Origin of the sequence: Phyllobacterium sp. CCNWLW109 (assembly GCF_037203905.1) — a bacterium.
In the GTDB taxonomy this organism is placed as follows: domain Bacteria; phylum Pseudomonadota; class Alphaproteobacteria; order Rhizobiales; family Rhizobiaceae; genus Phyllobacterium; species Phyllobacterium ifriqiyense.
The window spans coordinates 606532-630274 of record NZ_JBBCBK010000002.1; the positions used below are offsets into that span (position 1 = coordinate 606532).

Genomic DNA, 23743 nt, shown 5'->3' on the forward strand with positions numbered 1-23743 from the left:
CCGGGCGACAACCAGGGTTTTGCGGAAAGCAGGAAAAAATTGGTGCCGATTCATTCCGTCACACATTCTGACTTTGCCGGGGCTGACGCCCACCGGCGGCATGACTTTGCCGATGCCAGCTCGCGCCGGCGGCTTGATATTGCCGGTCGCTTCCACGATTTGTGCAGGCGTTGGGTCAATACATCCGTTGCCTGCCCGGTGACCCGTGAGCGCGATACGCGGATGGCGGGCGCGTTTCTTGCCATGCCTTTGGTGCTTGCAATGGCGGTGTTCACCAATCACCTGTTGGCTGGCGAAATGGCCGGTATTGTAAGCATAGTTATTGGCGTTCTGGCTTTGCCGATGATCTTCTGCGGTGCTCTGGCAATATCCAAGGATGGCCTGAAGATCGGCCTTGGTGCACTTATCGCTTATGGCGCATCTATTTGCGCTATCGGGATTGCTTCATCAGCACCAAATCTGCTGCTTTGGCTGCTGGCTGCCGCTGTGCCTGTTGAAGCCTGGTTCATTTATAGAAGCGAGCGTTCGCTGCGTTTGGCTGGCGCGATATCGGCGGCGATGCTGGCTGTTCTGCTTATCGTGTCATTGCTCAAGAATGCAGAAGTTGGCCTTTCGCCGATCTCTTTGCTGGCTTCTCTGGCCTATTCTGCAACATTGATTGTGCGGATAACGAAAGGACTTGTTCAGCGCGTTGCTGCCGCTCGCCGCGATGATCGCGTTGCCGATCTCGAAAGCGCCATTGATGGCGTGGTTATGAGTATTGGCAGCGACGGGCTGGTGAAATCACTTTCATCCAAGGCCCAAGAACAGTTTGGTATTGCACGCAATCTGCTGATCGGCACGCCGCTGTTCGAGCGGGTGCACGTGGCCGATCGTGTTCAATTCCTTGGTTTCCTCAGCGACATGAAGCGCGGCGCGGCCAAAGCCCATGTCGATGTCAAGCTGCGTTGTGTTGCGCCGGCAGAGACTTGCGGCCAGCCACACCTTGTCAGGTTCGCAACTTATCATTTGAGCGCTGTGCCTCACAGCCAGGCCGAGGGCTTTCTTATAGTCGCAACGGATATCTCGCAGGCCGTCGCGGATCGCAACGCACTTGTTGCAGCGCGCCGCGAAGTTGAGACAGTCGAAATTACAAAAGGCCGTTTTCTGTCCACAGTGAGCCACGAACTGCGCACGCCGCTTAATTCCATCATTGGTTTTTCCGACATCCTGTTGCAGGAAATTTGCGGCAAGCTGCCCGATAGCCGCCAGCGCGAATATGTCGAGTTGGTGCATCGTTCCGGCAATCATCTGCTTTCAGTGGTCAATGCCATTCTCGATGTTTCGAAGATTGAAGCGGGAGCCTATCCGATCCATGCGGAAAGCTTCGCCTTCAAAGACACCGTGACAATGGTGCACGATATGATGGCGCATCAGGCTTTGCAGAAGAACGTCACCTTGTGCGATCGCGTCAGCCCCCGTATTGGCAATGTCGTTGCCGATAATCGCGCCATCCATCAGGTTCTGATCAATCTTGTGTCCAATGCGGTGAAATTCACCGAAGCTGGCGGCGTTGTGACGATCGACGCGCAGGTTGAAGATGACACGCTGATGTTCTCGGTCAGTGATACGGGCATCGGTATTGCCGAAGCAGATCTGAAGACTTTGGGCCAGCCTTTCCGCCAGGTGCAGAATGACTATACGCGCGCTCAGGAAGGCACTGGCTTGGGTCTTGCCACTGTAAAAGGGCTGATAGGTCTTCATGGCGGCGAACTGACGATCAAGAGCGTTCCAGGGCAGGGCACAATTGTTGACGTCCGTATCCCCCGCTCTGGCCGTATTATCGCCAGCGACGAGCGCAGCGAAGAGCCTGCCGCCAATATTGTCGACTTCAAAGAGATCAGCGATGTAAAGGGAGGTTCCCATGGGGAAGCCCGCAAGTCGGCCTAGCAGCCGGACCGCCAAGCGCCGCGCACCTAAACGAAGCCCTGCATTGCGGGCTTTGATTGCAGCCGGTGGTTTGATCGCCAGCAATCCTGGCATCGCAGGCGGCACAACCGCCTTTCTGGTCACGCTTGGTTTCATCTCGGCCAATGCGCTGTGGTATCAGCCGCATGTGCATGAGGGCGTCTTTTTCTCGACGCGGCCCGAATTGGTGTTCAAGCCGATAAAGCAGGAAAAGCCTGCTTTATCGGGAGAAAAACGGACATCTGTGGATGCACCAATCCGCAAGGTCAATTCTGTTCCGGTTCCGAAAAGCCAGGATGCAATTGCCGCTGCCATCAATGGTGACCCGGTATTGGGGCCGGGCGGCGATCCGGAAGTGGCACAGCTTCAGCAGAAACTGCTGGCCCTCGGCTTTTACAATGGAACCGTGGACGGCATTTCCGGCAAAGGCACACGCGCGGCTATCGAGGCTTACCGCAAGGCCAGCGCTGAGCTCGGTGTTGAGGCCGAGGCTCCAGTTGGCAATGTGGACGACACGACGGCAAGCATTGCTGTTCCGGCCAAGAAGCCGGATTCTGCTCCTGAAAAAGCAACGGTACAGAAAATTTCTGCTTCGTCGGCCAATGCCGAGGTGAACGATGCCGCAACAGGCGGCCTATCCGCACCGGAAATCGTACGCGTGCAGGCCGGTTTGCGCGCATTCGGCAATGACAAAGTGGAAATCGACGGCAAGGTCGGTGAATCCACGAAGATAGCCGTCAGTGAATTTCAGAAACTCTTCCGCCTGCCAGTAACGGGCGAGCCAGACGCGAAGTTGTTGGCCAAGATGCAGGAAATCGGCCTTATCAACTAATTCACGCCCTGATGGCCTGCAAATGTCGTTTTTCTGTGCTCGGTGCTCCTGAACCCAAAAGTTCACTGCTTCGGGTGCTTGAAATCCACCATTTTCGGCTCATCAGGACGCAAATTTCCGTCCCAGCAAGGATTTGTGCCCATGCGCCTGACATCTGACTTTTGGGTTTCAGCACTGGTGCGGAGGGTCAATGACACCGGCGCATTTGCTGCATTAAGCAACAGGGGAGCAATGGAAGCCGGAGCGATTTTCATCAAACTTCGCAATTCCGATGGCACATATGACCTGTTCGGTCCGGCTCCGCAAATGGTCTATGATGAGACAAAGCCCGACGAGCGCTTGTTTACACGACTGAAATCAGGCTCGGCTGAGATGGACATCAATGATGATCTGGAAAAGCAGAAGCGCTGGGACCGCGATCTTTGGATTGTTGAAATTGAGGATTATCGCGGGGATAGGTCTGAGTTGTTTTCGGTGGTTGATGTTTAGATTAAAAAGCTGAATGCAATGATCGTCCTTGCCAATGTGGGGAAATTGCAGCGGTCAGGAAACCTTTCGGGCTGTATTCTCGACATCCTTGGCCATCTCACGCAATTTCTGGCGCAGTGCCGCAGAGTTTTCCTGAATCTTCCAGCGTGCGACTGTAGCCCGGGCTTTTTCCTGGTCAATCTGGCGATAAGACTGGATGAACAGCCGCAGTGAATGCAGATCCTTATGCACCAGCCCGAAAAGACCGGTAAGGATGAGGTGTGACGCTTCCGCTGAAAGGCCAAGCGAGGCAAAGGCGATTGTCAATTCAGCATTGAGCCCGTGACCAATGATGCGCACTGTACTTTCCATGCCAAGATCAAGCGCGCGGGCAAATTCTTCCTGGAATTGAGTGGTCTGGTCCAGCAGGGCTGCATCGATCAATCGGTCGGCAAGCGCCTGATCGTCGGATTGCCCGATATCAGTGCTAAGCATCAGTTCCCGCAGTGCCTGCCGCGTTTCGCGAAGGCGCTCGGACTCTGGAGCCGCAACCGTTTCAACATCGGTCGACAGTTGAAATGCCAATGTGCGTTCGAGCGCGGGATCATCGAAACTGTGCAGCGCATCCAGCAATAATGGATCAGATGTTGTGCGGCGTGCTATCGCTCGGGCATGCCCAAGGCCTTTGCGCCGGATGATGTCAATAAGATCGCCGGTCTTCAGCACGGGAGAGCGCAGCAGGATGGGCGCAGAAATATCCACATCATCCTCGGCAAGAGCCATGATGAGACGGTGGGGCGCATGGGGTAATTCGGAAAGTACGGCTGCCGCATGCCGGCGCACGCGCGGAGAGGTGAGGGGCAGGAGAGGAACAGCGAGGTCTTCAAGCTGCTGCGCATCGCTTTTTGCCGGTCTTGCGACGCTGCAGAACGCAGTAATGGACGCGGTCAGGAGATCGTCAGCCTTGCTGCCGCCGCTGCGGTCTTCAAGCGCCCGAAACTCAGGATACTTCACGAACAAACTCCAACACTGCACGCAACGCAATAACAGCTTCTAAAATTAGCCGCTAAGCGTTAGCAAGTCGTTAACCATCGACGTGTCTTATTAAATAATGGCGCAAATCACGCGCATACGGCATAAGTACCAATAGGCATCTGCGTAGCATTCGAGTTCAGGAGAGCAACGAACCTTACGGATGGACCAAATGGGATTTGTAATCGCATTTCCGGGAAGCGCCAGAACGCGAAGCAACCGGGATCAGAAGAAACGTCAGGCGACAGCCGAGATCACAATCTTTCCCGGCGTGCGCTATGAACATTATTCAGCCCAGCCGCAAAAACGTGACAAGGCAAAGCTTCGCCGTCAGTTTTTCGACAATTTGCCCCAGCCGGGTTGATTTGAACCTGTTCTTGTAAATGCAGCTATGGAACTATCAGGACTCGCATATCAGGAGTCCCTAATGTTCATCGTTTCCCTTACCTACATCGCGCCGCTAGCCGACCTCGATGCCGCAATGGCAGATCATGTCGCCTTCCTCGAAAAGCACTACGCTACCGGAATGTTTGTAGCCTCGGGCCGGAAAATACCGCGTACCGGCGGCATCATTCTCGCCAAGGTTGAGAGTGAAGCAGCCCTGCGCAAAGTGCTTGAAGAAGACCCGTTTTACACACGCAAGCTCGCCAATATTGACGTGCAGGAGTTCGCGCCGTCAAAAGTGCAGCCGGGGCTTGAGGGATTGCTTTGAATCCCTCTTTCTGGGGGCTTGCAGTAGCATAGTGCGTGGTTCGCCTCGTCGAACCACGCATGTCATTCGTGCCAAGCGGTGGATGCAAATATTACTGCTGAACGCCCGGATAGGCCCAAAGGCCGGATACCCGCATCAGATCCCTGTAAATCACCAGGCGCTCATCGGCTGAAACCTTCGCTGCTTCTTCCACGGAAGGGGCATCCAGAGCCACAACCGGTACGACATTGGCGTCAAGATCATATTGCTTGAGCGCATCTTCCAGCAATGTCCGGGCACGGCGCATGTGGCTTGAACTTGTGACCAGGACGACGCTGTCAGCGCTGTGGCGGTTAAGAAGATTGGCGACATTCAGGACATTGCCGACGGTGTCCTTTGACTTGTCTTCAATGAGAATGCGATCGCGGCTGACACCGCGCTCCACCAGCCACTTCATCATGACGTCGCCTTCGGTAACACCGGATTGCGGTTGGCCGCCTGTCACCATGATACGCGCTTCGGGATTGGCCTGCGCGGCTTTCAGCGCTACATCAAGCCGGTCCAGCAAGGGTTTTTCAGCTGTTCCATCCTTGGCCAAAGCATAACCCAAGGTGACGATCATGACTTTACCTGGAAGGGTAGGCACATCGGTGTTCGGCTTTTCAGCAATGATCTGTTCGGCACGAACAAAACGCTGGCGATATGCCTCGGCGCGCTCGCGGTCGAGACCGGCCAACGCCTGATGCGCTAGGCTTGCTTCGGTTTCGTCATTGCGTATACGACCCAGAGCCTCCAGCCATGCCTGTGCATCAAAAGAGGTTGGGTCCTTGGCAAGGATTTCCTCATAGGTCGCACGGGCTCCGTCGAGGTTTTTCTGCAGGATTTGCGATGACGCGACTGCAAATCGGAAATCCAGCCGTTCGGGCGCCAGCTTGGAAGCTTCTGCAAAGGATTGCTCAACCACATCGTAACGGCCATGCAGGGTGATGCCCTTGAAAATCTCAGCTTCGGCCTTTTTCACGTCACCGCCCGACCAGTAATATTGCATGCCGGTATCGACCAAAGTTTTGATCCGCTCGGCGTTTTGCGCGTCATAGGCAAAGGCAAATGAAGTGCTTAGCGTCAGAGCAAGGGTTACAGCAGCAATCTTCTTCATAGTGTCCACTCTCTTTATCGGGTCCGGTTGGTCGTACACATATTCTGTAACAGCGAAGCTACAATCCAAAAAAATTGCCTATCCCAGACGCAAAACCGGGTTCTAGAGCAGCGGCGAACAGTTGGCATTTTTCAGGAAGGACGCAACCTGTTCGCCCCATGATTCATCGGGAACGAAACTACGGATAACAACAAAACCCTCATCCATATCGGCTTCGATCAGCACGGAGTTTTCAGCGGCTACGGGCTTGGATTTGTTGAGTTCAATCATTTGCAGAGGTGTTGCAATGACGAGATCCAACTGGTCGGCGATCGCTGTGCGATCGTTGATCGAGTAGATATTTTCGCCTTGGCGATTGTAAACCGAGATCGACCAGTAGGGCAGTGTGCCGATACCAGTTATATGCGCGGGCAGATCTGTAATATCAAAACGGCAGGCGGCGGCTTGAAACAAGGGGTCAAATGCGAGCCGTGCCATACCGGGCCTGGGTTCGCCGGTTGCCGTATGAAACTGCCAATCCTCGCCATAGGCTGAAATACGCGACCAGGCATTTCGATCCGAGTAATAGGGGACAAGCAATACGACGGCGATGTGAATAATACCCGCACCGACCAGACCGAACAGAAGGGCGCGCAATAGCTTACCCATCGCAACTAATCCTTGTGATTGCCGGGAAGGTCATGTCGACAAGACCGGAATTGCTGCCCACCGGCGTATCGTACAATGTCATCACCAAGGTCATCCGCCCGCTGCCCGAGGTGGCGAGCCAGTTTTCAGGCTGTGCCTTCGGCGAAACGGAAACGACGAATGCGCCATTCTCACCGCGCAGGATTTGCCGTGAATGCAATGCAGGCAGGCGGCCGGCGCCGGGATCGAGTGGCAATAAGGTACGATCTGCCGCATAAAGTGTCCAAAAGCGTGAATTCGGGCTATTTCCGCTCAAACTGTAGGTGCATTGGCGGTCAAGCGCTGCGCCCGTATCATCATTGTAAGCGTAAAACGCCAGACCTTCGGCTGAACCCAGCGGAAAAGCGCCTTCGCGGGCGGCGCGCGCCTTGGCGTAAGGGTCGGAAAGCGGCGTGCCTGCATCCGGATGGGCAGTCCATTGCCCAATGGCGAGCGCGTTGAAGCCATCGAAACGATTCACCGCATACCATGCGCTCAGTGTTCCGCCGCCGACGGCAATGACAAGCGCAATAAGGGCGAGGAAGACATTACGAAGCATGAATGATGACTACACGGCGGCGCTGCTGCGTGCAATTAGCGCGCGGAAACTTTTGTAGGAAGCAAAGGCAATTTCAGCTTCGGTGATGTTTTCAGGGCCTGATCAATCTCGCGAAGCACCTGCACGGTCGCATTCGAAAGAACGCGCGGACGCTCGCCAGCCTTGATAATTTCGCTATCGGCATCGGTGGTGCTGTTTTCAGCCACTACGTTTTCCTGCTTGGGCATGGTTGGATCGATGCCGGGAATCGCTTTCAAATCGATATTCTGGTGCGCATAATTCATGAAACGCTGCCACGTCATTGCGGGAAGAATGCCGCCTGTCAGTTCCTTGGTTGGCGTGAAATTATCATTGCCAAACCAAACCGCCGCCGTGAAATTACCGGTGAACCCGACGAACCAGGCATCGCGATAGCTCTGGGTCGTTCCCGTCTTGCCCGCGACACGCGTCATGGGAAGCACGGCGCGCCGTGCTGTACCCCATTCCGGCACCTGCGAGAGCATAATGTTCATGTTATTTGCGGCAGTCTCGGTCAGAACCCGGTGGGGCTTTGGGCCATCCTTGCGCCAGTCCCAAAGCATGTCGCCATTTTGGCTCAATATCTGCGTGAACGCATGGCGCATGCCGACAATGCCGCCGGTCGCAAAGACGTTATAGCCCGTGGCTTGATCCATGACTGTCATGCCGGAGGTGCCGAGCACCATGGTCTTATGCGAGCTGATCGGTGATTCAACGCCCATGGCTTTTGCCAATGCGACGATAGGAGCCGTGGTCAAATAATCCTTGGCAAGACGTACGGGCACCGTGTTGATCGATTTGACCAGAGCAGTCGTGAGATCAATCTTGCCCAGATATTTGCGGGAATAATTTTGCGGTGACCAATTGCCCCAAGACACTGCGCCTCCCGAAACGAGTGTTTTCGGAGTCATGCCCTTTTCCATGGCGGCAGCATAGACATAGGGCTTGAAGGACGAGCCCGCCTGCCGCAAGGCGGCGGTGGCGCGATTGAACTGACTGAGGCCATAGTCGCGCCCGCCGACGATCGCCCTTACGGCGCCATTGTTTTCCAGAACAACAATCGCAGCCTGCGCGACGTGATATTCCTTGCCATATTGGCGCAGATGATACTCGGCGGATTCTTCGGCGGCCTTCTGGATGCCGGTATCAAGTGTGGTGCGCACAACCAATGTATGGGTGCTGAAATTCTGCGCGACCTTGCGAACCTCGTCAAAGGCCCAGTCGAGGAAGTAATCCGGGCTTTCCAAACGTCCGCGATCAACCACTGTCGCAGGATTGCGCCGGGCCCCGACGACCTGTCCTTCCGTCATCAGACCACCCTGAACGAGATTACTGAGCACCACGTTCGCACGAGCACGGGCCGCAGGCAGATTGACGTGTGGGGCATATTTTGCCGGTGCCTTGAACAGTCCGGCCAGCATCGCCGCTTCAGCAAGATTCACGTCCTTGACGCTTTTGTTGAAGTAAAATTGCGATGCGGCAGCTATGCCGAATGTGCCACCGCCCATATAAGCGCGGTCGAGGTAGGTCTGAAGAATTTCTTTCTTGCTCAAATTGGCCTCAAGCCAAAGAGCCAGAAAGGCTTCCTTGATCTTTCGATCAAGACTGCGCTCATTGGTCAGAAACAGGTTTTTCGCCAGCTGCTGGGTAATTGTCGACCCGCCCTGCACAACCGAATTGGCGCGCAGATTTTCCGTCATTGCGCGGGAAAGACCAAGAAAATCAATGCCAAAATGGTCAAAGAAGCGCCGGTCTTCCGTGGCAAGGACAGCCTTTATGACGTGATCCGGCAATTCGTCAATCGGAACGGCACTGCGGTGGAGAATCCCGCGCTGGCCGATTTCATTGCCATAACGATCAAGAAAGGTGACGGCGAAATCGTCACGCGTGCGCCAGTTCTTATCAGTTTCGTGAAAGGCAGGTATCGCCAGCGTTAGCATGACCACGGAGCCAGCCGTGCCCCAGGTGAACCCTTCGCTCAAGACTTCAATAATGGCGCGCCGCCAGCCGGAAACATGGAACCGGCGGAAAAATATCGTCAGATCTTCCCAGGTTTCGGCGGCACGGAAGCGCAACTCATAAAGCGTTGAATCGATCCATGCATCAAGCCCTAGCAATGGCGAGACTCTGAAACGTTTACGCTTGTCTGGCTTGGTCTCTTTCATCGAAACTCTGTGCCTGCCCTATATCCACATTCTTATAAAGAATATGGTGTATCCGATTACGCTTAACAGCTTCTGAAGTTCGCTATTTTGAAGCGTTGCCCTGTCATTTCACCCCAGAGGACAGATTAGCTCTTTTTTATGTCCTGCGACAAGAGAAGCCTGAAAAACTTGCCTTTTGAGCATCGAAATGCCGCTTGAATTTTTCATTTGCAAATGGCTGCTTCTTATGGATTTCTGAGCGCCAGATATACAGGAGCGGGAACATGGCTATTGAACATTGGTTGGCATTTGTCGCAGCATCGGCAATACTTCTTGCTATCCCCGGGCCGACCATTCTTCTGGTAATTTCTTATGCGCTTGGCCATGGGAGGCGCTTTGCAATGGCGACTGTCGCGGGCGTTGCGCTCGGCGATTTCACCGCCATGACTGCTTCCATGCTCGGCCTGGGCGCGCTGCTTGCCGCGTCAGCGACGATTTTCACCGCCTTGAAATGGATCGGCGCGGCCTATCTGATCTATCTCGGCATCAAACTATGGCGTGCGCCCGTGGCGGATGCTGTGACAGGTGAGACGCCAGCAAAAAATGAAAAGGCACTGCGTATATTCCTGCATACCTATGTCGTAACTGCGCTCAACCCGAAAAGCATTATCTTCTTCGTGGCGTTCCTGCCGCAGTTTCTCGATACGACACGGCCGATCCTCACCCAGATGATCATTTTCGAAACAACATTCCTCGTGCTGGCAACATTGAATGCCGGGGCCTATGCATTGATGGCGTCAATGGCACGGCAGACAATTCGCAAGCCTAGCGTCCAGCGCGTAGTCAATCGTACTGGCGGCTCGCTGATGATAGGTGCGGGGTTGCTGGCTGCCACATGGAAAAAGGCGGCATAAGAAAATTTACCTTTATAGGAAAATGGCCCTAATTATTTGCATGGCAAAGCAGAATCGGTAGATAAAAATGGACAGGCCGGTACCGAAATTGAGATCACTCCTTAGATGATTGAGGCTGGAGCCTCTCTATTTTATGAACTTCAAGGAACCTCAGTAGATCACGTGGTGGCGGAGGTATATCTGGCAATGGTTCTGGCGAGTGTAGGGGGAACGCAAAATCAACGATCCCAGCCCCGAAATCTGACAGACGGCGCATGTCCGATATAGTTAACTCCCAGAACTCGGCATCATCGGGGATATACCGGGCGCTAATGTGTGGAGTCGCCTTGAAGGAGGAAATTAGGATTCCGTGTTCTTCTTCTATATACTGGGAGTGCGCGATTAGGTTTCTGTTTCCTAGGCAAATATCATAATGAGACTGGAATGCTAGGAGCATTGCGCTGGTGGCTTTAGGTATTTCCATTTCGCTGACCAGCCCGCGCAAGAGGTCACCACGTTGTCTATTGCCCATTGGTTCGAGTATCCGACTTCCCATGCGAAACTTGTAGGAACCTACGTTAAAGCCCATCAGTCCTCGCAATATATCAAGATGCGTTTCCTCAATTTCATTCCAAGCAATGACGACAACGCCGACAGCGTGGATCAGTTCACGTGGCAGTGGTTTCGTTTTGACCGGGTAGTCTGGTAATGTACGAGGACTAGGCCAAGAGTAATTTTCCATGTCCGACTCCGAAGACAAGAAGTTTCAAGAGACACTACAGAAGTTGCTGACAACGCCGCCTCAACCAAAGACGAGTAATGACGCTAAAAACCAGAATTCAAAGTCTGTTAAAACAATCTGAACAAAACCAGCAGACAGAAAACAGATTAGATTGCATAATGGGGCGAATCCTACCACGGTGGGCATAAAAGGACCCCGCCTATTAAGCGGGGCCAAGCTCCTTAGGCGATACCCAACTAAGCTGGGTAACTCCTGCAATGTTCTCGGACGATTTCGAGTCGTCCGAATCGTACGCGCCAGTACCACCTGACGTGTACGCCTCTAGGCCACGAACATGTCACCATGTCGTTGTCCTCCATCACTGCCGGATTTCCCCGGTAGACCGAAACGCCGGATTGCGCCCCGCCCTGTATCAGGACGCTTTGCCGGTCGTTTTGGCCGATGAATTCTAGCAGATTCGATGTTTACCGGATTCTCGGAAAAATCGCGAGTCTATGTTCACGGTTTACCCCTGTGCATCCACTGCTATCTGACGATAGTTTACTGGAGTGTGGTGCTAGGATGCCTTGTCATGTATATAATTAGGAAAATAGTCCTTGACTGCGTAACGGTCCTGCTGTAGATATTAGTCATCGTCGGAATTGTGACCAAGGCTTCCTCGCCGGTTAGCCGCGATACTTCAGGGATTTTTTATGACTGCTATTTATGCGATGGCCATGCGCCGGCGCAGCGCCTTTGCGTTGTGCCGCGAATACTGCATTGCCCCCCACGAGATTGCACCATTGCTGGGCGTTAACGAACAGCAGTTTCTAAACGGCATTTATCGCGATGGCTATTCGCTTGATGAGATACAGCAGGGTAACAGCCAGTTACATGCTGCGAGAAAAATCATGGAGCTTTTGCGCAAGGAGCTGGAAACACTGTCCAGTTTTGAAAACGAAATTCCAAGCAAGGCACGGCTCGACGCATTGGCCTTGCTGGCCCGCACTATCGACAAGGTGAGCGACCTTCAAGAGAGGTTTGATGCGGCGAGAGCACAAAGCGCCAGCGGTCTTTCGCCCGACGAGGTCGCGGCGGTTCTAAAACGAATTGATGAGAGGATCGATGAACTTGCCAACATCCGTGCAAGCGAGCTGGTCGAAACAAAATTTAAGCATGCGGGAGATACTGGCGGCCCATCCGGAATGGCTTTTTCAGGGGCGGACAACACAACAGCCGCCGCGAACTGATTGGCATACATGGCTGATCCTTGGCGGGCGAGGCTCCGGCAAGACACGAATGGGGGCGGAATGGGTCAATGGCATGGCCCTTGGGTTTGCGCCCTTTGATACATCGAAATCCATGCATATCGCTCTGGTCGGCGAAACATTGGCCGATGTCCGCGAGGTTATGATCGACGGCCCATCCGGCATCATGTCGGTTTCACGGGCCGAGCGCCCTCGCTTTGAAATGACAAGGCGTCGTCTACTCTGGAACAGTGGAGCGACGGCGTCGATGTTTTCATCAGAAGACCCTGAAAGCTTGCGCGGACCGCAATTTGATGCTGGCTGGGGCGATGAGTTGGCAAAGTGGAAAAATGTGCAGGCGACATGGGACATGTTGCAGTTCGGGCTGCGTCTTGGCCGAAACCCGAAGCAAGTGATCACAACCACACCGAAGCCGCTGCCTTTGTTAAAGAAGATGCTGGCTGATCCGAGCATTCCGGTGCGCCGCATGAAGATGTGCGAGAATGCGGAGTTTCTCGCTCCCGGTTTTGTCAAACATATTAGCGGGCTTTATGGCGATACCCGCCTTGGCAGACAGGAACTTGATGGCGAACTCATCGAAGAGAGCGAAGGCGCGCTTTGGTCGCGGCTGATGATGGAGGAGGTATTCTGCCCGGACGTGCCGGAATTGAAGCGCATTGTCATTGCCATTGATCCACCCGCAAGCGCCACGAAGAAGTCCGATGCTTGCGGGATCGTAGCCGCGGGGCTTGCCGGAATCAAGATCGCTGCGGAACTCGATATTCGCGGCCAGCTTGGTGATGGCGAACTGATGCTGATGGGCTCTGCAGCGGCAAGCCTCGCAGCCTGGACAGCGCTGGGCGTAAGCGGCTGAAGGATCTGGGCAATGCGTCCGCCGCTTTTGACTTTAAAGTAGCGATGAATTCCGCCTCAGTCGGGCTTGGTCAGGAGGCCCGCTGTAAATTTTCTCCAATATTTTTTGAACCGACAATTATTTAAAGGAATTTGCTAATGACCAACGAAAAATCATGGTTTGCTTCCAAGACCATCTGGGCATCGATAGTAACAATTGGCTTGTCGTGCTCCGGCTTCTTCAATGGCTCGCTTGAAGGGGCCGATCATGCATCTCTTGCAGATACGATAGTCCAATTCCTAACCGCCATTAGCGGCGTTGTAGCGCTATTTGGACGCATCAGCGCGACAACTCTCATTTCACGTAAAGAAATATGATGTTAAAAGACGTGAACCTGTGGCATTTGTAGCAGCGAGACACCAACTGTTCATTCATCGTTCAGACAGCAATCGATATTAATGACAACATGATGAAACACTTACTCTTCTCCTTGCCCCTAGCGGGTCTGATCTCGGGCGCCGGCGTCGTCTTCGCCGGTCCTGCTTTAGCTGCGGATTGTTCGTCGGTGGGGCAGCAGGTAGCGGACTCGCAAGGGGGGACCCTTGCGCGTGCAACATCTGTTGTCCAAAACGGCAAAGAGGTCTGCGTAGTGGTGGTTCTGGTTCCCGGTAAGGACGGCGAACGACCGCGGCGTGTGGAAGTTGCTGTTCCAGCAAACTGATCTCATAAGTCCGCGAGGAAATACTGCATGAGAATACTTGTCGTCGAGGATGATCGCGACCTTAACCGTCAGCTCGTGGATGCGCTGACGGAGGCTGGATATGTTGTCGACAAGGCTTTTGACGGCGAAGAAGGGCATTTTCTCGGCGATACCGAACCCTATGACGCTGTTATCCTGGATATCGGCCTGCCGCAGATGGATGGGCTGACCGTGCTTGAAAAATGGCGCCAGGATTCCCGTATCATGCCCGTACTTTTGCTGACAGCCCGCGATCGCTGGAGCGATAAGGTGGCAGGGATTGATGCGGGTGCCGACGACTACGTCGCCAAGCCTTTTCACATTGAGGAAGTTCTTGCGCGCCTACGCGCCTTGATCCGCCGCGCGGCGGGACATGCTTCGTCCGAAATTTCCTGCGGTCCGTTGCGTCTGGATACGAAAACGTCAAAAGCCACTGTCAATGGAAACACGCTGAAACTCACTTCCCATGAATTCCGCCTGCTTTCCTATCTCATGCATCATATGGACGAAGTCGTATCGCGAACCGAGCTGGTCGAGCATCTTTACGATCAGGATTTCGACCGGGACTCAAACACTATTGAGGTTTTTGTCGGCCGGTTGCGCAAGAAGATGGGCATGGACCTGATCGAGACCATTCGCGGTATGGGCTATCGTATCAAGTCGCAAGACAGCAAGGCTTAGGGTCTTAAGCCTTTTAAAGAGGGTATTGCGTGGCAATCCGGCTGAGAAATTATCTCCCAAGCTTGCGATCTCTGTCGTTCCGCGTCATTTCGCTCTCGACCCTCTGGACCATCATCTCATTCATTGCCATCGCCACTATCATCTCGACGCTCTATGGCGAAGCACGCCTGAAAAGCTTTCAGCAATTGCTTTCAGCCCATCTTTTCAGTGTTATCGCATCAGTCAGTGTCAATGATGGCACGTTGGCAGGACGTCCTGACCCCGGTGAAGTGCGATATTCCAGCCCGCTTTCAGGCTGGTATTGGTCAGTCGAGCCTGCGGCGGATAATTTAAAGGGCTCGCTGCGCTCCGTTTCTCTGGGAGAGCGAAACATCGATTCACCCTCAACTCTCAATGTTCCCTTCGATACATCATTCCAGCGCCAATATACGGAAGCCGGACCGAACGGCCAGCAATTGTCGGTCGTTGAAACCGAAGTGGTGCTTGACGCGGATAATCGGGTCGCACGTTTCAGGGTGATGGGAAATCTGAGCGAAGTCGAGGGAGAAATCGCAGATTTCCGCTATACGTTGTACTTCTATCTCGGCATTTTTGGTCTGGGCGGAACTTTGATCAATGCTGCCGTTATTCTATTCGGGCTTCGCCCACTTGATCGTGTGCGCCGTTCACTGGGCGATATCCGCGAGGGCAAGGTTACGCGTCTTGACGAAGACTTGCCCAACGAGATCGCGCCCCTGGCGCGCGAGATGAATGCGCTGATCGACAATAATCGCCGTATCATGGATCGTTCACGCACGCAGGTCGGCAATCTTGCCCATTCGCTGAAAACGCCTTTATCGGTTCTGGTGAATGAAAGCCGGACAATCGGTGGCACGGAAGGCCGCCTTATCGCCGAACAATCTGCCGCTATGCAAATTCAGGTGCAGCATTATCTCCAACGTGCCCGCGTTGCCGCACAGCGTGATAGTGTTGTCTTCCGCGCTCCCGTAACGCCAATACTGGAGCGGCTGGTGCGCGTTACCGCCAAGCTCAATCCCCACATGGACATCAAGTTCAACAATTACATGGACGATGCAATCTTTGCTGGTGAGCAGGAAGATCTTGAGGAGATCGTCGGCAACTTGATGGAGAATGCTGGAAAGTGGGGCCGCCGGATTATCACCTTGACACTTGCCCGCGTCGAGCAAGGATTTGAGATCAGCGTCGAGGATGACGGGCCGGGTCTTGCTGCCGAGCAGATACAGGACGCGCTGGCACGCGGGAAGCGGCTTGATGAAACAAAGCCGGGCACAGGTTTGGGCCTGTCGATTGTGAACGACACTGTGCGCGAATATGGCGGAACCCTAACGCTTGAACGCAGTTCTCTACTCGGCGGGTTACATGCGAGACTGATTTTACCAACGGCTGCGAACTGAATGAAGCTTGCAAGCCGCCATTCAATCAGGTCATAAAGGCCTGAAGATTTATCTGAAAATGAGCTTGTGATGAAATTTCATGTCGCTATTCCCTTTCTCGCAATTGCTGCGCTTGCCGGTTGTTCAACGACATCCGGCGGCAAGGGCGATAGCGCGGTTCTAGGTTCCTGGACCGGCGGCTCGAAACAAGCTGCAAAAACGAGCGTTCTTGCCGCCCTCGGTAATGGACTGGTCGGCAATGCATCGCTTGAACCGGCAGACCGCAAGCAGGCATTGCAGGCTGAGTATCAGACCTTGGAATATTCTCCGGCCGGCAAGGTTGTAGAGTGGAAAAGCAGCAACAATCGTTCTGGCGAGGTTGTGGCGGCTCAGCCCTACCAAGTTGGATCGCAGAACTGCCGCCAATATACCCATACCATCCGTATTGATGGCACGCCGCAATCTGCGCGTGGAACGGCGTGTCGCAATGAGGACGGCAGCTGGACGCGGCTGTGATCGGGATCGGTCAACGAAGTGCATTTGCGGCGAATTGCCCTATCAATAAATTGCGTTTGGATTTTGGATAAGCGAGAGTCTATGTCTCACGCATGATTTTCTGGATTTCTGCCGCATTTCTGACCGTTGTCGCAACGTTGCTGGTGCTTTTGCCGTTAACACGGCGCACCACGGCTTCAGTGTCGGACAATCAATATGATGTTGAGGTCTATCGAGACCAATTGCGTGAACTAGACGCTGACGAAAAGCGTGGCTTGATCGATCCAGTTGCAGGCGAACAGGCACGTGCGGAAATCGGGCGCCGGCTTCTGAAATCCGCCAAGGCCGCCGCAATAGACGGACAGGTGGTTCGCCCAGCCAAGAGCGCCACCCGTGAGTGGATGACACTTATAACGGTCATCGCAATTCCCCTGATTTCATGGGCTGTCTATGCAAGTACGGGTAATCCGGATCTGCCCGGCCAGCCACTGGCGGAAAGGCTTGCGCGCCCTGCCGATCAAAGCACGCCTGACGAGCTGGTTGCCCGTGCAGAAGCGCATTTGAAACTGAACCCTGATGACGGTCAGGGCTGGGAGGTCCTCGCGCCGATTTATACGCGCATGGGCCGCCCTGCAAATGCAGTTGCCGCGTATCAAAATGCAATACGCTTGAATGGCGACAGCGCCGCGCGGCAGCTTGGTTTGGGCCAGGCGCTGGTCGCGGAAGCGGGCGGTAAAATCACGGTCCGCGCCGAAGAAGCATTCAACAAGGCATTGGCGCTGGATCCAAAAGACATGCGCCCGCAATTCTACATCATTGATGGGTGGATGCAGCAAGGCCGCCTGACCGAAGCGCGTGATCTCATCCGCAAGCTGCTGGTGGAGGCGCCACTTGATGTACCATGGCGCGATCAGGCGCAAGCAGCGTTGACCAGGCTGGACACCGAGATCAATGGTGATGCGCCAGATGTCAGCGATGTCGACAAGACCGCGCCGGATGCGGCTCAGGTGCAGGCAATGATGGATGCCGACAGCGAAAGCCGTGCGACAATGATCGAAGGCATGGTTACCAGCCTCGCTGCGAAACTGGAAAAAGCTCCGGACGATGTTGAGGGCTGGGAGAAGCTCGTGCGATCCTATGTCGTTCTTAACCGGCCTAATGATGCCATTGAAGCGTTGGATCGTGCCAAAAAAGCGTTGAGCGCTGAAAAGATGGCCCGTCTTGATGCCGTGGCGGATGATCTCGGTTTAGCTTACGAGCCGGAGAACGATTGATGACGCGCAAGCAAAAAAGACTGACGGTCATTGGTGGCGGTTTGGCCGTTTTGGGGTTGGCGGCTGCGCTCGTACTCTTTGCTCTGCAACAGAAAATCGCATTCTTCCGCATGCCTTCCGATATTCAAGCTTCCGACATTCAGTCGCAATCGCGATTCCGGCTTGGCGGGTTGGTTGAAAAAGGAACAGTGGTTCGCGGCGAGGGAACCAAGATCAGCTTTTCAGTTACTGATAAGATAAAAAGCATTCCCGTCACCTATGAAGGCATATTGCCGGATCTTTTTCGCGAAGATCAAGGCGTTGTTATCGAGGGTGGCTTTTCACCCACGGGCAAATTTATCGCCGACAGCGTGCTGGCAAAACATGATGAAAACTATATGCCCAAGGAAGTTGCCGATAGCCTGAAGGCCAAAGGTGTCTGGCAGGAAGAGGGCAAGAAGCCATGATTGTCGAACTTGGACATTTCGCGCTGGTACTCGCTCTGGCTTTATCCATCGTTCAATCCGTGCTGCCGATACTGGGCGCGCGTCGCAATGACGACCAGATGATGGCAGTTGCCGTTCCCGCCGCCTTCACTGTACTTGCCCTTGTCGCGATTTCGTTTGCGGCCTTGACAAGCGCCAATGTGCTTTCCGATTTCTCCGTTCAGAATGTGTTTGAGAATTCACATTCGCAAAAGCCGCTGCTTTACAAATTTACCGGCGTGTGGGGCAATCACGAAGGTTCAATGCTGCTCTGGGTTTTGATCCTGAGCTTCTTCACCGCGCTTGTCGCCTTCTTTGGCAACAATCTGCCACCATCGCTGAAAGCCAATGTACTTGGGGTTCAGGCTTGGGTCGGCACTGCCTTTCTTACCTTTATTATTGTCACATCAAATCCCTTTGCGCGCCTTAACCCGGCACCGGTCGAAGGACGTGATCTTAACCCGATCCTGCAGGATATCGGTCTCGCCATTCATCCGCCGCTGCTCTATCTGGGCTATGTCGGATTCTCCGTGTGCTTTTCCTTTGCGGTTGCTGCGCTGATTGATGGCCGGATAGATGCGGCCTGGGCGCGCTGGGTCCGTCCGTGGACGCTCGTGGCCTGGACATTCCTGACAGGCGGCATCGCTATGGGCTCTTACTGGGCCTATTATGAGCTGGGTTGGGGCGGCTGGTGGTTCTGGGACCCGGTTGAAAATGCGTCCTTCATGCCTTGGCTCGCAGGCACCGCTCTGCTTCACTCTGCGCTGGTCATGGAAAAGCGCTCGGCGCTGAAAATCTGGACTGTGCTTCTGGCAATCCTCACCTTTTCCCTGTCACTGCTCGGGACATTCCTTGTCCGATCCGGCGTACTGACCTCCGTCCATACATTCGCCACCGATCCCGGTCGCGGCCTTTTCATCCTTGCCATACTTGTTATCTTTATCGGCGGGTCCTTGGCGCTCTTTGCATGGCGTGCCCAAAGTCTGGCACCCGGCGGCCTGTTTCAGCCGATTTCGCGTGAAGGTGCGTTGGTTCTCAACAATTTGTTTTTGACCACGGCTGCAGCGACCGTTCTGATCGGCACGCTTTACCCACTTCTGCTCGAGTTTCTGACGGGCGAAAAAATCTCGGTCGGCGCGCCCTTTTTCAATCTCACCTTCGGCCCGCTAATGATCCCGCTTTTGGCCGCCGTACCATTCGGGCCACTCATGGCGTGGAAGCGCGGCGATCTCCTGGCCGTGGCACAGCGCCTCATGACTGCTTTCCTCGGTGCTTTGCTGGTTGTCGCTGCCGTGCTTTACCAAACTTCGGCGTCCGGCGTTCTGGCGGCTTTCGGCATAGGGCTTGCCGTGTGGCTCATGCTCGGCGCGCTCACAGACCTTGCGCTGAAAGCCGGTATCGGAAAAGCCTCTTTGAAAGTCGCATTTCAGCGCCTCATTGGCCTGCCACGCTCGGTTTTCGGCACCGCGTTTGCTCATCTCGGTCTTGGCGTCACTTTGCTGGGCATTGTTGCAACCACCACCTTCGCAACCGAAAGCGTTCTGGTCATGAAACCGGGTGAAAGCATCCGGGCGGGCGGCTATACGCTGCGTTTCGATCAAATCGAGCCCTTCAAAGGTTCCAATTTCAGCGAAGAGCAAGGCCGGTTTACCGTTTTGAGCGATGAGGGACAGCCGGTAACGTCGCTCATGGCGGCCAAGCGTTTCTTCCCTGTTCGCAATATGCAGACAACCGAGGCCGGTATCCGCACCTTCGCCTTCAGCCAGCTTTACGTGGCTCTGGGTGATGCGGCTGCCGATGGTGGCATCGTCGTGCGGATATGGTGGAAGCCGCTGGTAACATTGATCTGGCTTGGAACCGTGTTCATGATGGCGGGCGGCTGCCTGTCTTTGCTTGACCGCCGGTTGCGTGTCGGTGCACCCGCCAAGGGTAAAGCAGCTCTGATGCAATCCGCAAAAATCCGCGTTGCCCCCGCAAAAAACCGCGTGTCCCAATGAGCCGCACCCGCAACGCAATTGCAACTTTCCTTGTCCTGCTGCTTTGTTTCGGCGCAAGTAGCGCATTTGCGCTTTCCCCCGACGAGATGCTGACAAGCCCGGTCCTTGAAAAACGTGCCCGCACCATTTCTGCGCAGGTGCGCTGCATGGTCTGCCAGAATGAATCCATTGACGATTCCAATGCGGATCTTGCCCGCGATCTGCGCGTCCTGGTGCGCGAGCGGCTTATGGCTGGCGATACTGACCAGCAGGTGCTGGATTTTCTCGTCGCCCGCTATGGCGAATTCGTCTTGCTCAAGCCCCGGCTGCGATTAAGCACGGTCGTGCTCTGGGGTTTTCCAATAGGCGCTTTGCTCATCGGTGCTTTGGCTCTTGTCGTTTCGGCGAGGCGCCGCCGCACTGTTTCAATAGAATCGGGACCTCTTTCCGACGTTGAAAAACAGCAACTCAAAAAACTGGCCGGAACGCTCGATAATTAACAAATTGCGACAAGGTATTATACTTTAGTATGGGTTTACTATACTAAAGTATAATAAAATTTTTCCATAAAACAGAATTTAACACACTGAAAACTAGTTTTTACTCTTGTATTTTGCTTGTTTACACGTTAATCAGCCGTTGATAATCGCGGCAATGATTAAGTTCCGGTCTGGCACATTAGCCTTTCCAAGTAAAAAATATTCCCGCATTTAAATTTTATTGATCCATCACAGTAATAAACTTCTGTGAACGCATTTCTGTAAGCATATCCGATATTTACCTCAGTATTTGCTATATTATTTTTGAGCGAGATTGATATGACCAAAGTCAAAGCACCTGTTTCCTCCAGCATGCCTGCTCGTTTTGCCGGTAATTGGCTCGCCGGTTCGGCTGAGAGCCGTTCCGCCCGTCGCCGTCTCAATGCTATCCTGCGTCTTGCTTGCATGGTGCTGGGCTTCAAGCGCCGTAAGGGTTTGGGGATGATGGCGGCTGCGCTGGTTGTCTCTCTGGCTTCGCCCGTGCTGGCTCAATCCGTAACTGCCTCTTCTCCGGCTGTGGGCGTGGCCGGTGTGCCGGCGGGGTTTGTCAGGCTAGAAAATGGCTTTGGTTTTGAGGCGCAAGCCATAAATCACTCAGGTTTATCGTTCACTGCACTCAAAGGGACAGTTGTTACTTCGCCAAACGGCGTGGTTAAGGCTGATGGCGTAGTTGTGCCGCTTAACGTGCCACTCGATAAAGATTACTTTTTCCCTGCATCGCTGGGGGAGTTTTACAAAGGCACTTTCTTTAAAGGACCTGTTGTCATGGCAGCGAGTGATACGTCTTTTCCTCTTCGTTTCCCTGTCGGTACGGTTTTTCCAATCGGTACCATATTTCCGAGTGGTGGTGTGCCAAAAACGGTGGTGCTCGGCGTTCCAACAACTGAAGAATTTGTTACACCACAGGTGGCTGGCATGGGCAATTCCATACGGTTTCCCAAGCCAATCGCACTTTCGGCTATTCCGGAAACTCGCTTTGCGCAGATCAAGATCAACACCGATGCAAACAGTCAGCCAGCGACCACGAGCACGACCGTTCTTGGCGACATCGCCATCGGCACTAATGCAGGGGCAAAAGGTGGCACAACGACGGTTGTTGTGCCCGCAGCAGTAGATGCCACTGCGCCCGCAGCAGCTACTTCTACGCCCACAACAACGGGTGCCACTGCGCCCGCAGCAACAGGTGCCGCTGTACCCGCAGTAGCAGGTGCTGCTGCGCCTACAGTAACGACAATCACTGTACCCGCAATAGCTATCGGCGACAACGCCAAGGCGGCGGGCGCTGGCGGCACTGCAGTGGGCCCGAATTCAAATGCTGGTGTAGGTGGTTCTGCTTTTGGTTCAGGGAGTGATGCAAGTGGACTTAACAGTTCGGCATTAGGTTGGGCTGCAAAAGCAAGCAAAGATTCTGCTATAGCTATCGGCAATGCATCTGAGGCTCAAGGTTTGAATGCAGGTGCCTTTGGTCCTGGTGCAAAGTCGAGCGGCAATTATTCTCTAGCTCTCGGCAATGCATCTGAGGCTGCAGGTTATAATGCAGGTGCCATTGGTTCTGGCTCAAAGGCATTGGGTTGGGGATCGACTGCAATAGGTTGGTCGGCGTCTGCAGGTGCTGAACACGGCACGGCGGTAGGTATCCTAGCGTCTTCGGGTGGTGCTTCGAGCGCTGCGTTGGGTTCTGGCGCAAAGTCTGACGGCCAATTTTCTATAGCTCTCGGCAATGCATCTGAGGCTGCAGGTTATAATGCAGGTGCCATTGGTTCTGGCTCAAAGGCATTGGGCTGGGGATCGACTGCAATAGGCTGGGCGGCGTCTACGTCTGCGACTGCTAAAAATAGCACGGCGATTGGTAAAAAAGCAAACTCTGACGGCGAATATTCTGTAGCTATAGGCGCTTCATCTGAGGCAAATCAACTGAGAGCAACTGCCATTGGTACTGACACAAAGGCAACGGAAGAGGCATCGACTGCAATAGGCTGGGAAGCGAAATCGACAAAGAAAAAGAGCACGGCGATAGGCCCCCAAGCAAAGTCTGACGGCGAATCTTCTATAGCTATCGGCGATACGTCTGGGGCAAATAACTCTAAAGCAATTGCCATTGGTACTAGTTCGCAAGCATCAGAGGAATACGCCATTGCAGTTGGTGCTTCGTCCAAAGCGAGCAAGAAGAACAGTGTTGCGCTGGGCTCAAATGCGGAAACCGAAGATGTGCATAAGGTGGATAGCGTTACATTGAACGGCAAGGACTACGCATTTGACAGCACCAAAGCAACGGCCGTTGTCAGTGTTGGTAAAGCAGATGTCAAACGCCAGATCATCAATGTTGCACCGGGGCAGGTGAGCGCGACCAGCACGGATGCTGTTAACGGCAGCCAACTCAATGCTGCCTATGACGGCATTAACCGGCTCGGCAATAGCGCAGTGCAATATAGCGTCTCCAAGGATGCGGCTGGCAATGAAACTGTTGACTATACCAAGCTTCAGCTCAAGGGCAGCAACGGTACGAAAATCAGCAATGTTGCGGAAGGTACTGCCGATACGGATGCGGTGAACAAGGGGCAGTTTAACAAGGTTGTAGAGAAAGCTACCGAAGCAAAGACGACGGCGGATGCAGCCAAGGTCGGCGCGGATGCAGCAACGACGAAGCTTGCGGGCCTTTCGGATGATACGGTTCAAAAGAGCATTGACGCTTCTGCAAAGAAGCTTGGTGACACGGTTGACCAGTCAGTCAAGACAGTCACCGGCAATCTTGCGACAGTAAAGACGACGGCGGATGCAGCCAAGGTCGGCGCGGATGCAGCAACGACGAAGCTTGCGGGCCTTTCGGATGATACGGTTCAAAAGAGCATTGACGCTTCTGCAAAGAAGCTTGGTGACACGGTTGACCAGTCAGTCAAGACAGTCACCGGCAATCTTGCGACAGTAAAGACGACGGCGGATGCGGCCAAGGTTGG

Annotated in this window: 23 protein-coding genes and 1 pseudogene; 18 read left to right on the forward strand and 6 right to left on the reverse strand. The window is 54.1% G+C overall.

Annotated features, from left to right (window positions below; genetic code table 11):
* Positions 1 to 42: 42 nt before the first annotated feature.
* From V9K92_RS08175 to V9K92_RS08185, 3 genes are all read left to right on the forward strand, one after another.
* Positions 43 to 1929 carry a sensor histidine kinase gene (locus V9K92_RS08175; RefSeq protein ID WP_337353745.1) on the forward strand — a complete coding sequence of 629 codons (1887 nt, stop codon included), beginning with the start codon at positions 43 to 45 and terminating at the stop codon, positions 1927 to 1929.
* Positions 1904 to 2779 carry a peptidoglycan-binding domain-containing protein gene (locus V9K92_RS08180; protein WP_337353746.1) on the forward strand — a complete coding sequence of 292 codons (876 nt, stop codon included), beginning with the start codon at positions 1904 to 1906 and terminating at the stop codon, positions 2777 to 2779. The genes V9K92_RS08175 and V9K92_RS08180 overlap by 26 nt, the downstream gene beginning before the upstream one ends.
* A 141-nt stretch (positions 2780 to 2920) precedes the next feature.
* On the forward strand, positions 2921 to 3268 hold the full coding sequence (locus V9K92_RS08185) for a DUF1491 family protein (RefSeq protein WP_115051954.1): 348 nt from the start codon (positions 2921 to 2923) through the stop codon (positions 3266 to 3268).
* A gap of 54 nt (positions 3269 to 3322) precedes the next feature.
* Here the strand turns inward: V9K92_RS08185 and V9K92_RS08190 are convergent, their stop codons facing one another.
* A complete protein-coding gene (locus tag V9K92_RS08190; RefSeq protein WP_337353747.1) occupies positions 3323 to 4261 on the reverse strand; it encodes a DUF2336 domain-containing protein in 939 nt (312 codons plus the stop codon).
* Positions 4262 to 4451: 190 nt separating this feature from the next.
* Here V9K92_RS08190 and V9K92_RS08195 point away from each other — a divergent pair, with 190 nt between their 5' ends.
* On the forward strand, positions 4452 to 4643 hold the full coding sequence (locus V9K92_RS08195; protein WP_162802427.1) for a hypothetical protein: 192 nt from the start codon (positions 4452 to 4454) through the stop codon (positions 4641 to 4643).
* A 63-nt stretch (positions 4644 to 4706) separates the two neighbouring features.
* Positions 4707 to 4991 carry a YciI family protein gene (locus V9K92_RS08200; RefSeq protein WP_337353748.1) on the forward strand — a complete coding sequence of 95 codons (285 nt, stop codon included), beginning with the start codon at positions 4707 to 4709 and terminating at the stop codon, positions 4989 to 4991.
* Positions 4992 to 5082: 91 nt separating this feature from the next.
* On the opposite strand, the gene V9K92_RS08205 is transcribed toward V9K92_RS08200, so the two are convergent.
* From V9K92_RS08205 to V9K92_RS08220, 4 genes are all read right to left on the reverse strand, one after another.
* Positions 5083 to 6126, reverse strand: a complete 1044-nt coding sequence (locus V9K92_RS08205) for a YdcF family protein (protein WP_337353749.1) — start codon at positions 6124 to 6126, stop codon at positions 5083 to 5085.
* A gap of 102 nt (positions 6127 to 6228) precedes the next feature.
* Positions 6229 to 6774 carry a DUF1254 domain-containing protein gene (locus V9K92_RS08210; protein ID WP_337353750.1) on the reverse strand — a complete coding sequence of 182 codons (546 nt, stop codon included), beginning with the start codon at positions 6772 to 6774 and terminating at the stop codon, positions 6229 to 6231.
* Positions 6767 to 7351 carry a DUF1214 domain-containing protein gene (locus V9K92_RS08215; protein WP_337353751.1) on the reverse strand — a complete coding sequence of 195 codons (585 nt, stop codon included), beginning with the start codon at positions 7349 to 7351 and terminating at the stop codon, positions 6767 to 6769. Before V9K92_RS08215 ends, V9K92_RS08210 begins: the two co-directional genes overlap by 8 nt.
* A gap of 35 nt (positions 7352 to 7386) precedes the next feature.
* Complete coding sequence (locus V9K92_RS08220) at positions 7387 to 9534, reverse strand: transglycosylase domain-containing protein (RefSeq protein WP_115051947.1); 2148 nt, start codon at positions 9532 to 9534, stop codon at positions 7387 to 7389.
* A 263-nt stretch (positions 9535 to 9797) separates the two neighbouring features.
* Here V9K92_RS08220 and V9K92_RS08225 point away from each other — a divergent pair, with 263 nt between their 5' ends.
* On the forward strand, positions 9798 to 10427 hold the full coding sequence (locus V9K92_RS08225) for a LysE family translocator (RefSeq protein WP_115051946.1): 630 nt from the start codon (positions 9798 to 9800) through the stop codon (positions 10425 to 10427).
* Between the two features lie 94 nt (positions 10428 to 10521).
* Here V9K92_RS08225 and V9K92_RS08230 read toward each other — a convergent pair whose 3' ends face one another.
* On the reverse strand, positions 10522 to 11148 hold the full coding sequence (locus V9K92_RS08230) for a hypothetical protein (RefSeq protein ID WP_337353752.1): 627 nt from the start codon (positions 11146 to 11148) through the stop codon (positions 10522 to 10524).
* Between the two features lie 692 nt (positions 11149 to 11840).
* On the opposite strand from V9K92_RS08230, the gene V9K92_RS08235 reads away from it, so the two are divergent.
* The 12 genes and pseudogenes from V9K92_RS08235 to V9K92_RS08290 all read left to right on the forward strand — a co-directional run.
* Entirely contained in the window at positions 11841 to 12377 is a 537-nt protein-coding gene (locus V9K92_RS08235) for a hypothetical protein (RefSeq protein ID WP_307283641.1), read from the forward strand.
* Positions 12304 to 13248: a DUF6107 family protein gene (locus V9K92_RS08240; protein WP_337353753.1), complete on the forward strand. Its 945-nt coding sequence runs from the start codon at positions 12304 to 12306 to the stop codon at positions 13246 to 13248. The genes V9K92_RS08235 and V9K92_RS08240 overlap by 74 nt, the downstream gene beginning before the upstream one ends.
* Before the next feature lie 137 nt (positions 13249 to 13385).
* Entirely contained in the window at positions 13386 to 13604 is a 219-nt protein-coding gene (locus V9K92_RS08245; protein ID WP_337353754.1) for a hypothetical protein, read from the forward strand.
* Positions 13605 to 13696: 92 nt separating this feature from the next.
* Positions 13697 to 13948, forward strand: coding sequence for a hypothetical protein (locus V9K92_RS08250; protein WP_115051940.1), 252 nt, complete (start codon positions 13697 to 13699; stop codon positions 13946 to 13948).
* Between the two features lie 27 nt (positions 13949 to 13975).
* Positions 13976 to 14647 (forward strand): response regulator transcription factor, encoded by a 672-nt coding sequence (locus V9K92_RS08255; RefSeq protein WP_115051939.1) that lies wholly within the window; start codon positions 13976 to 13978, stop codon positions 14645 to 14647.
* 113 nt (positions 14648 to 14760) lie between these two features.
* A complete protein-coding gene (locus V9K92_RS08260; RefSeq protein ID WP_115052198.1) occupies positions 14761 to 16062 on the forward strand; it encodes an ATP-binding protein in 1302 nt (433 codons plus the stop codon).
* Between the two features lie 69 nt (positions 16063 to 16131).
* On the forward strand, positions 16132 to 16557 hold the full coding sequence (locus tag V9K92_RS08265; protein WP_115051938.1) for a hypothetical protein: 426 nt from the start codon (positions 16132 to 16134) through the stop codon (positions 16555 to 16557).
* A gap of 92 nt (positions 16558 to 16649) precedes the next feature.
* Positions 16650 to 17810 carry a c-type cytochrome biogenesis protein CcmI gene (gene ccmI, locus V9K92_RS08270; RefSeq protein ID WP_336440938.1) on the forward strand — a complete coding sequence of 387 codons (1161 nt, stop codon included), beginning with the start codon at positions 16650 to 16652 and terminating at the stop codon, positions 17808 to 17810.
* A complete protein-coding gene (gene ccmE / locus V9K92_RS08275) occupies positions 17810 to 18256 on the forward strand; it encodes a cytochrome c maturation protein CcmE (RefSeq protein WP_307283657.1) in 447 nt (148 codons plus the stop codon). The genes ccmI and ccmE overlap by 1 nt, the downstream gene beginning before the upstream one ends.
* Positions 18253 to 20271, forward strand: a complete 2019-nt coding sequence (locus tag V9K92_RS08280) for a heme lyase CcmF/NrfE family subunit (RefSeq protein ID WP_337353755.1) — start codon at positions 18253 to 18255, stop codon at positions 20269 to 20271. Before ccmE ends, V9K92_RS08280 begins: the two co-directional genes overlap by 4 nt.
* The gene (locus tag V9K92_RS08285) at positions 20268 to 20750 is read left to right on the forward strand and encodes a cytochrome c-type biogenesis protein (RefSeq protein WP_337353756.1); all 483 of its coding nucleotides are present in this window, start codon (positions 20268 to 20270) and stop codon (positions 20748 to 20750) included. Before V9K92_RS08280 ends, V9K92_RS08285 begins: the two co-directional genes overlap by 4 nt.
* A 318-nt stretch (positions 20751 to 21068) precedes the next feature.
* Positions 21069 to 23743, forward strand: a pseudogene (locus tag V9K92_RS08290) (hypothetical protein); the annotation flags it as partial.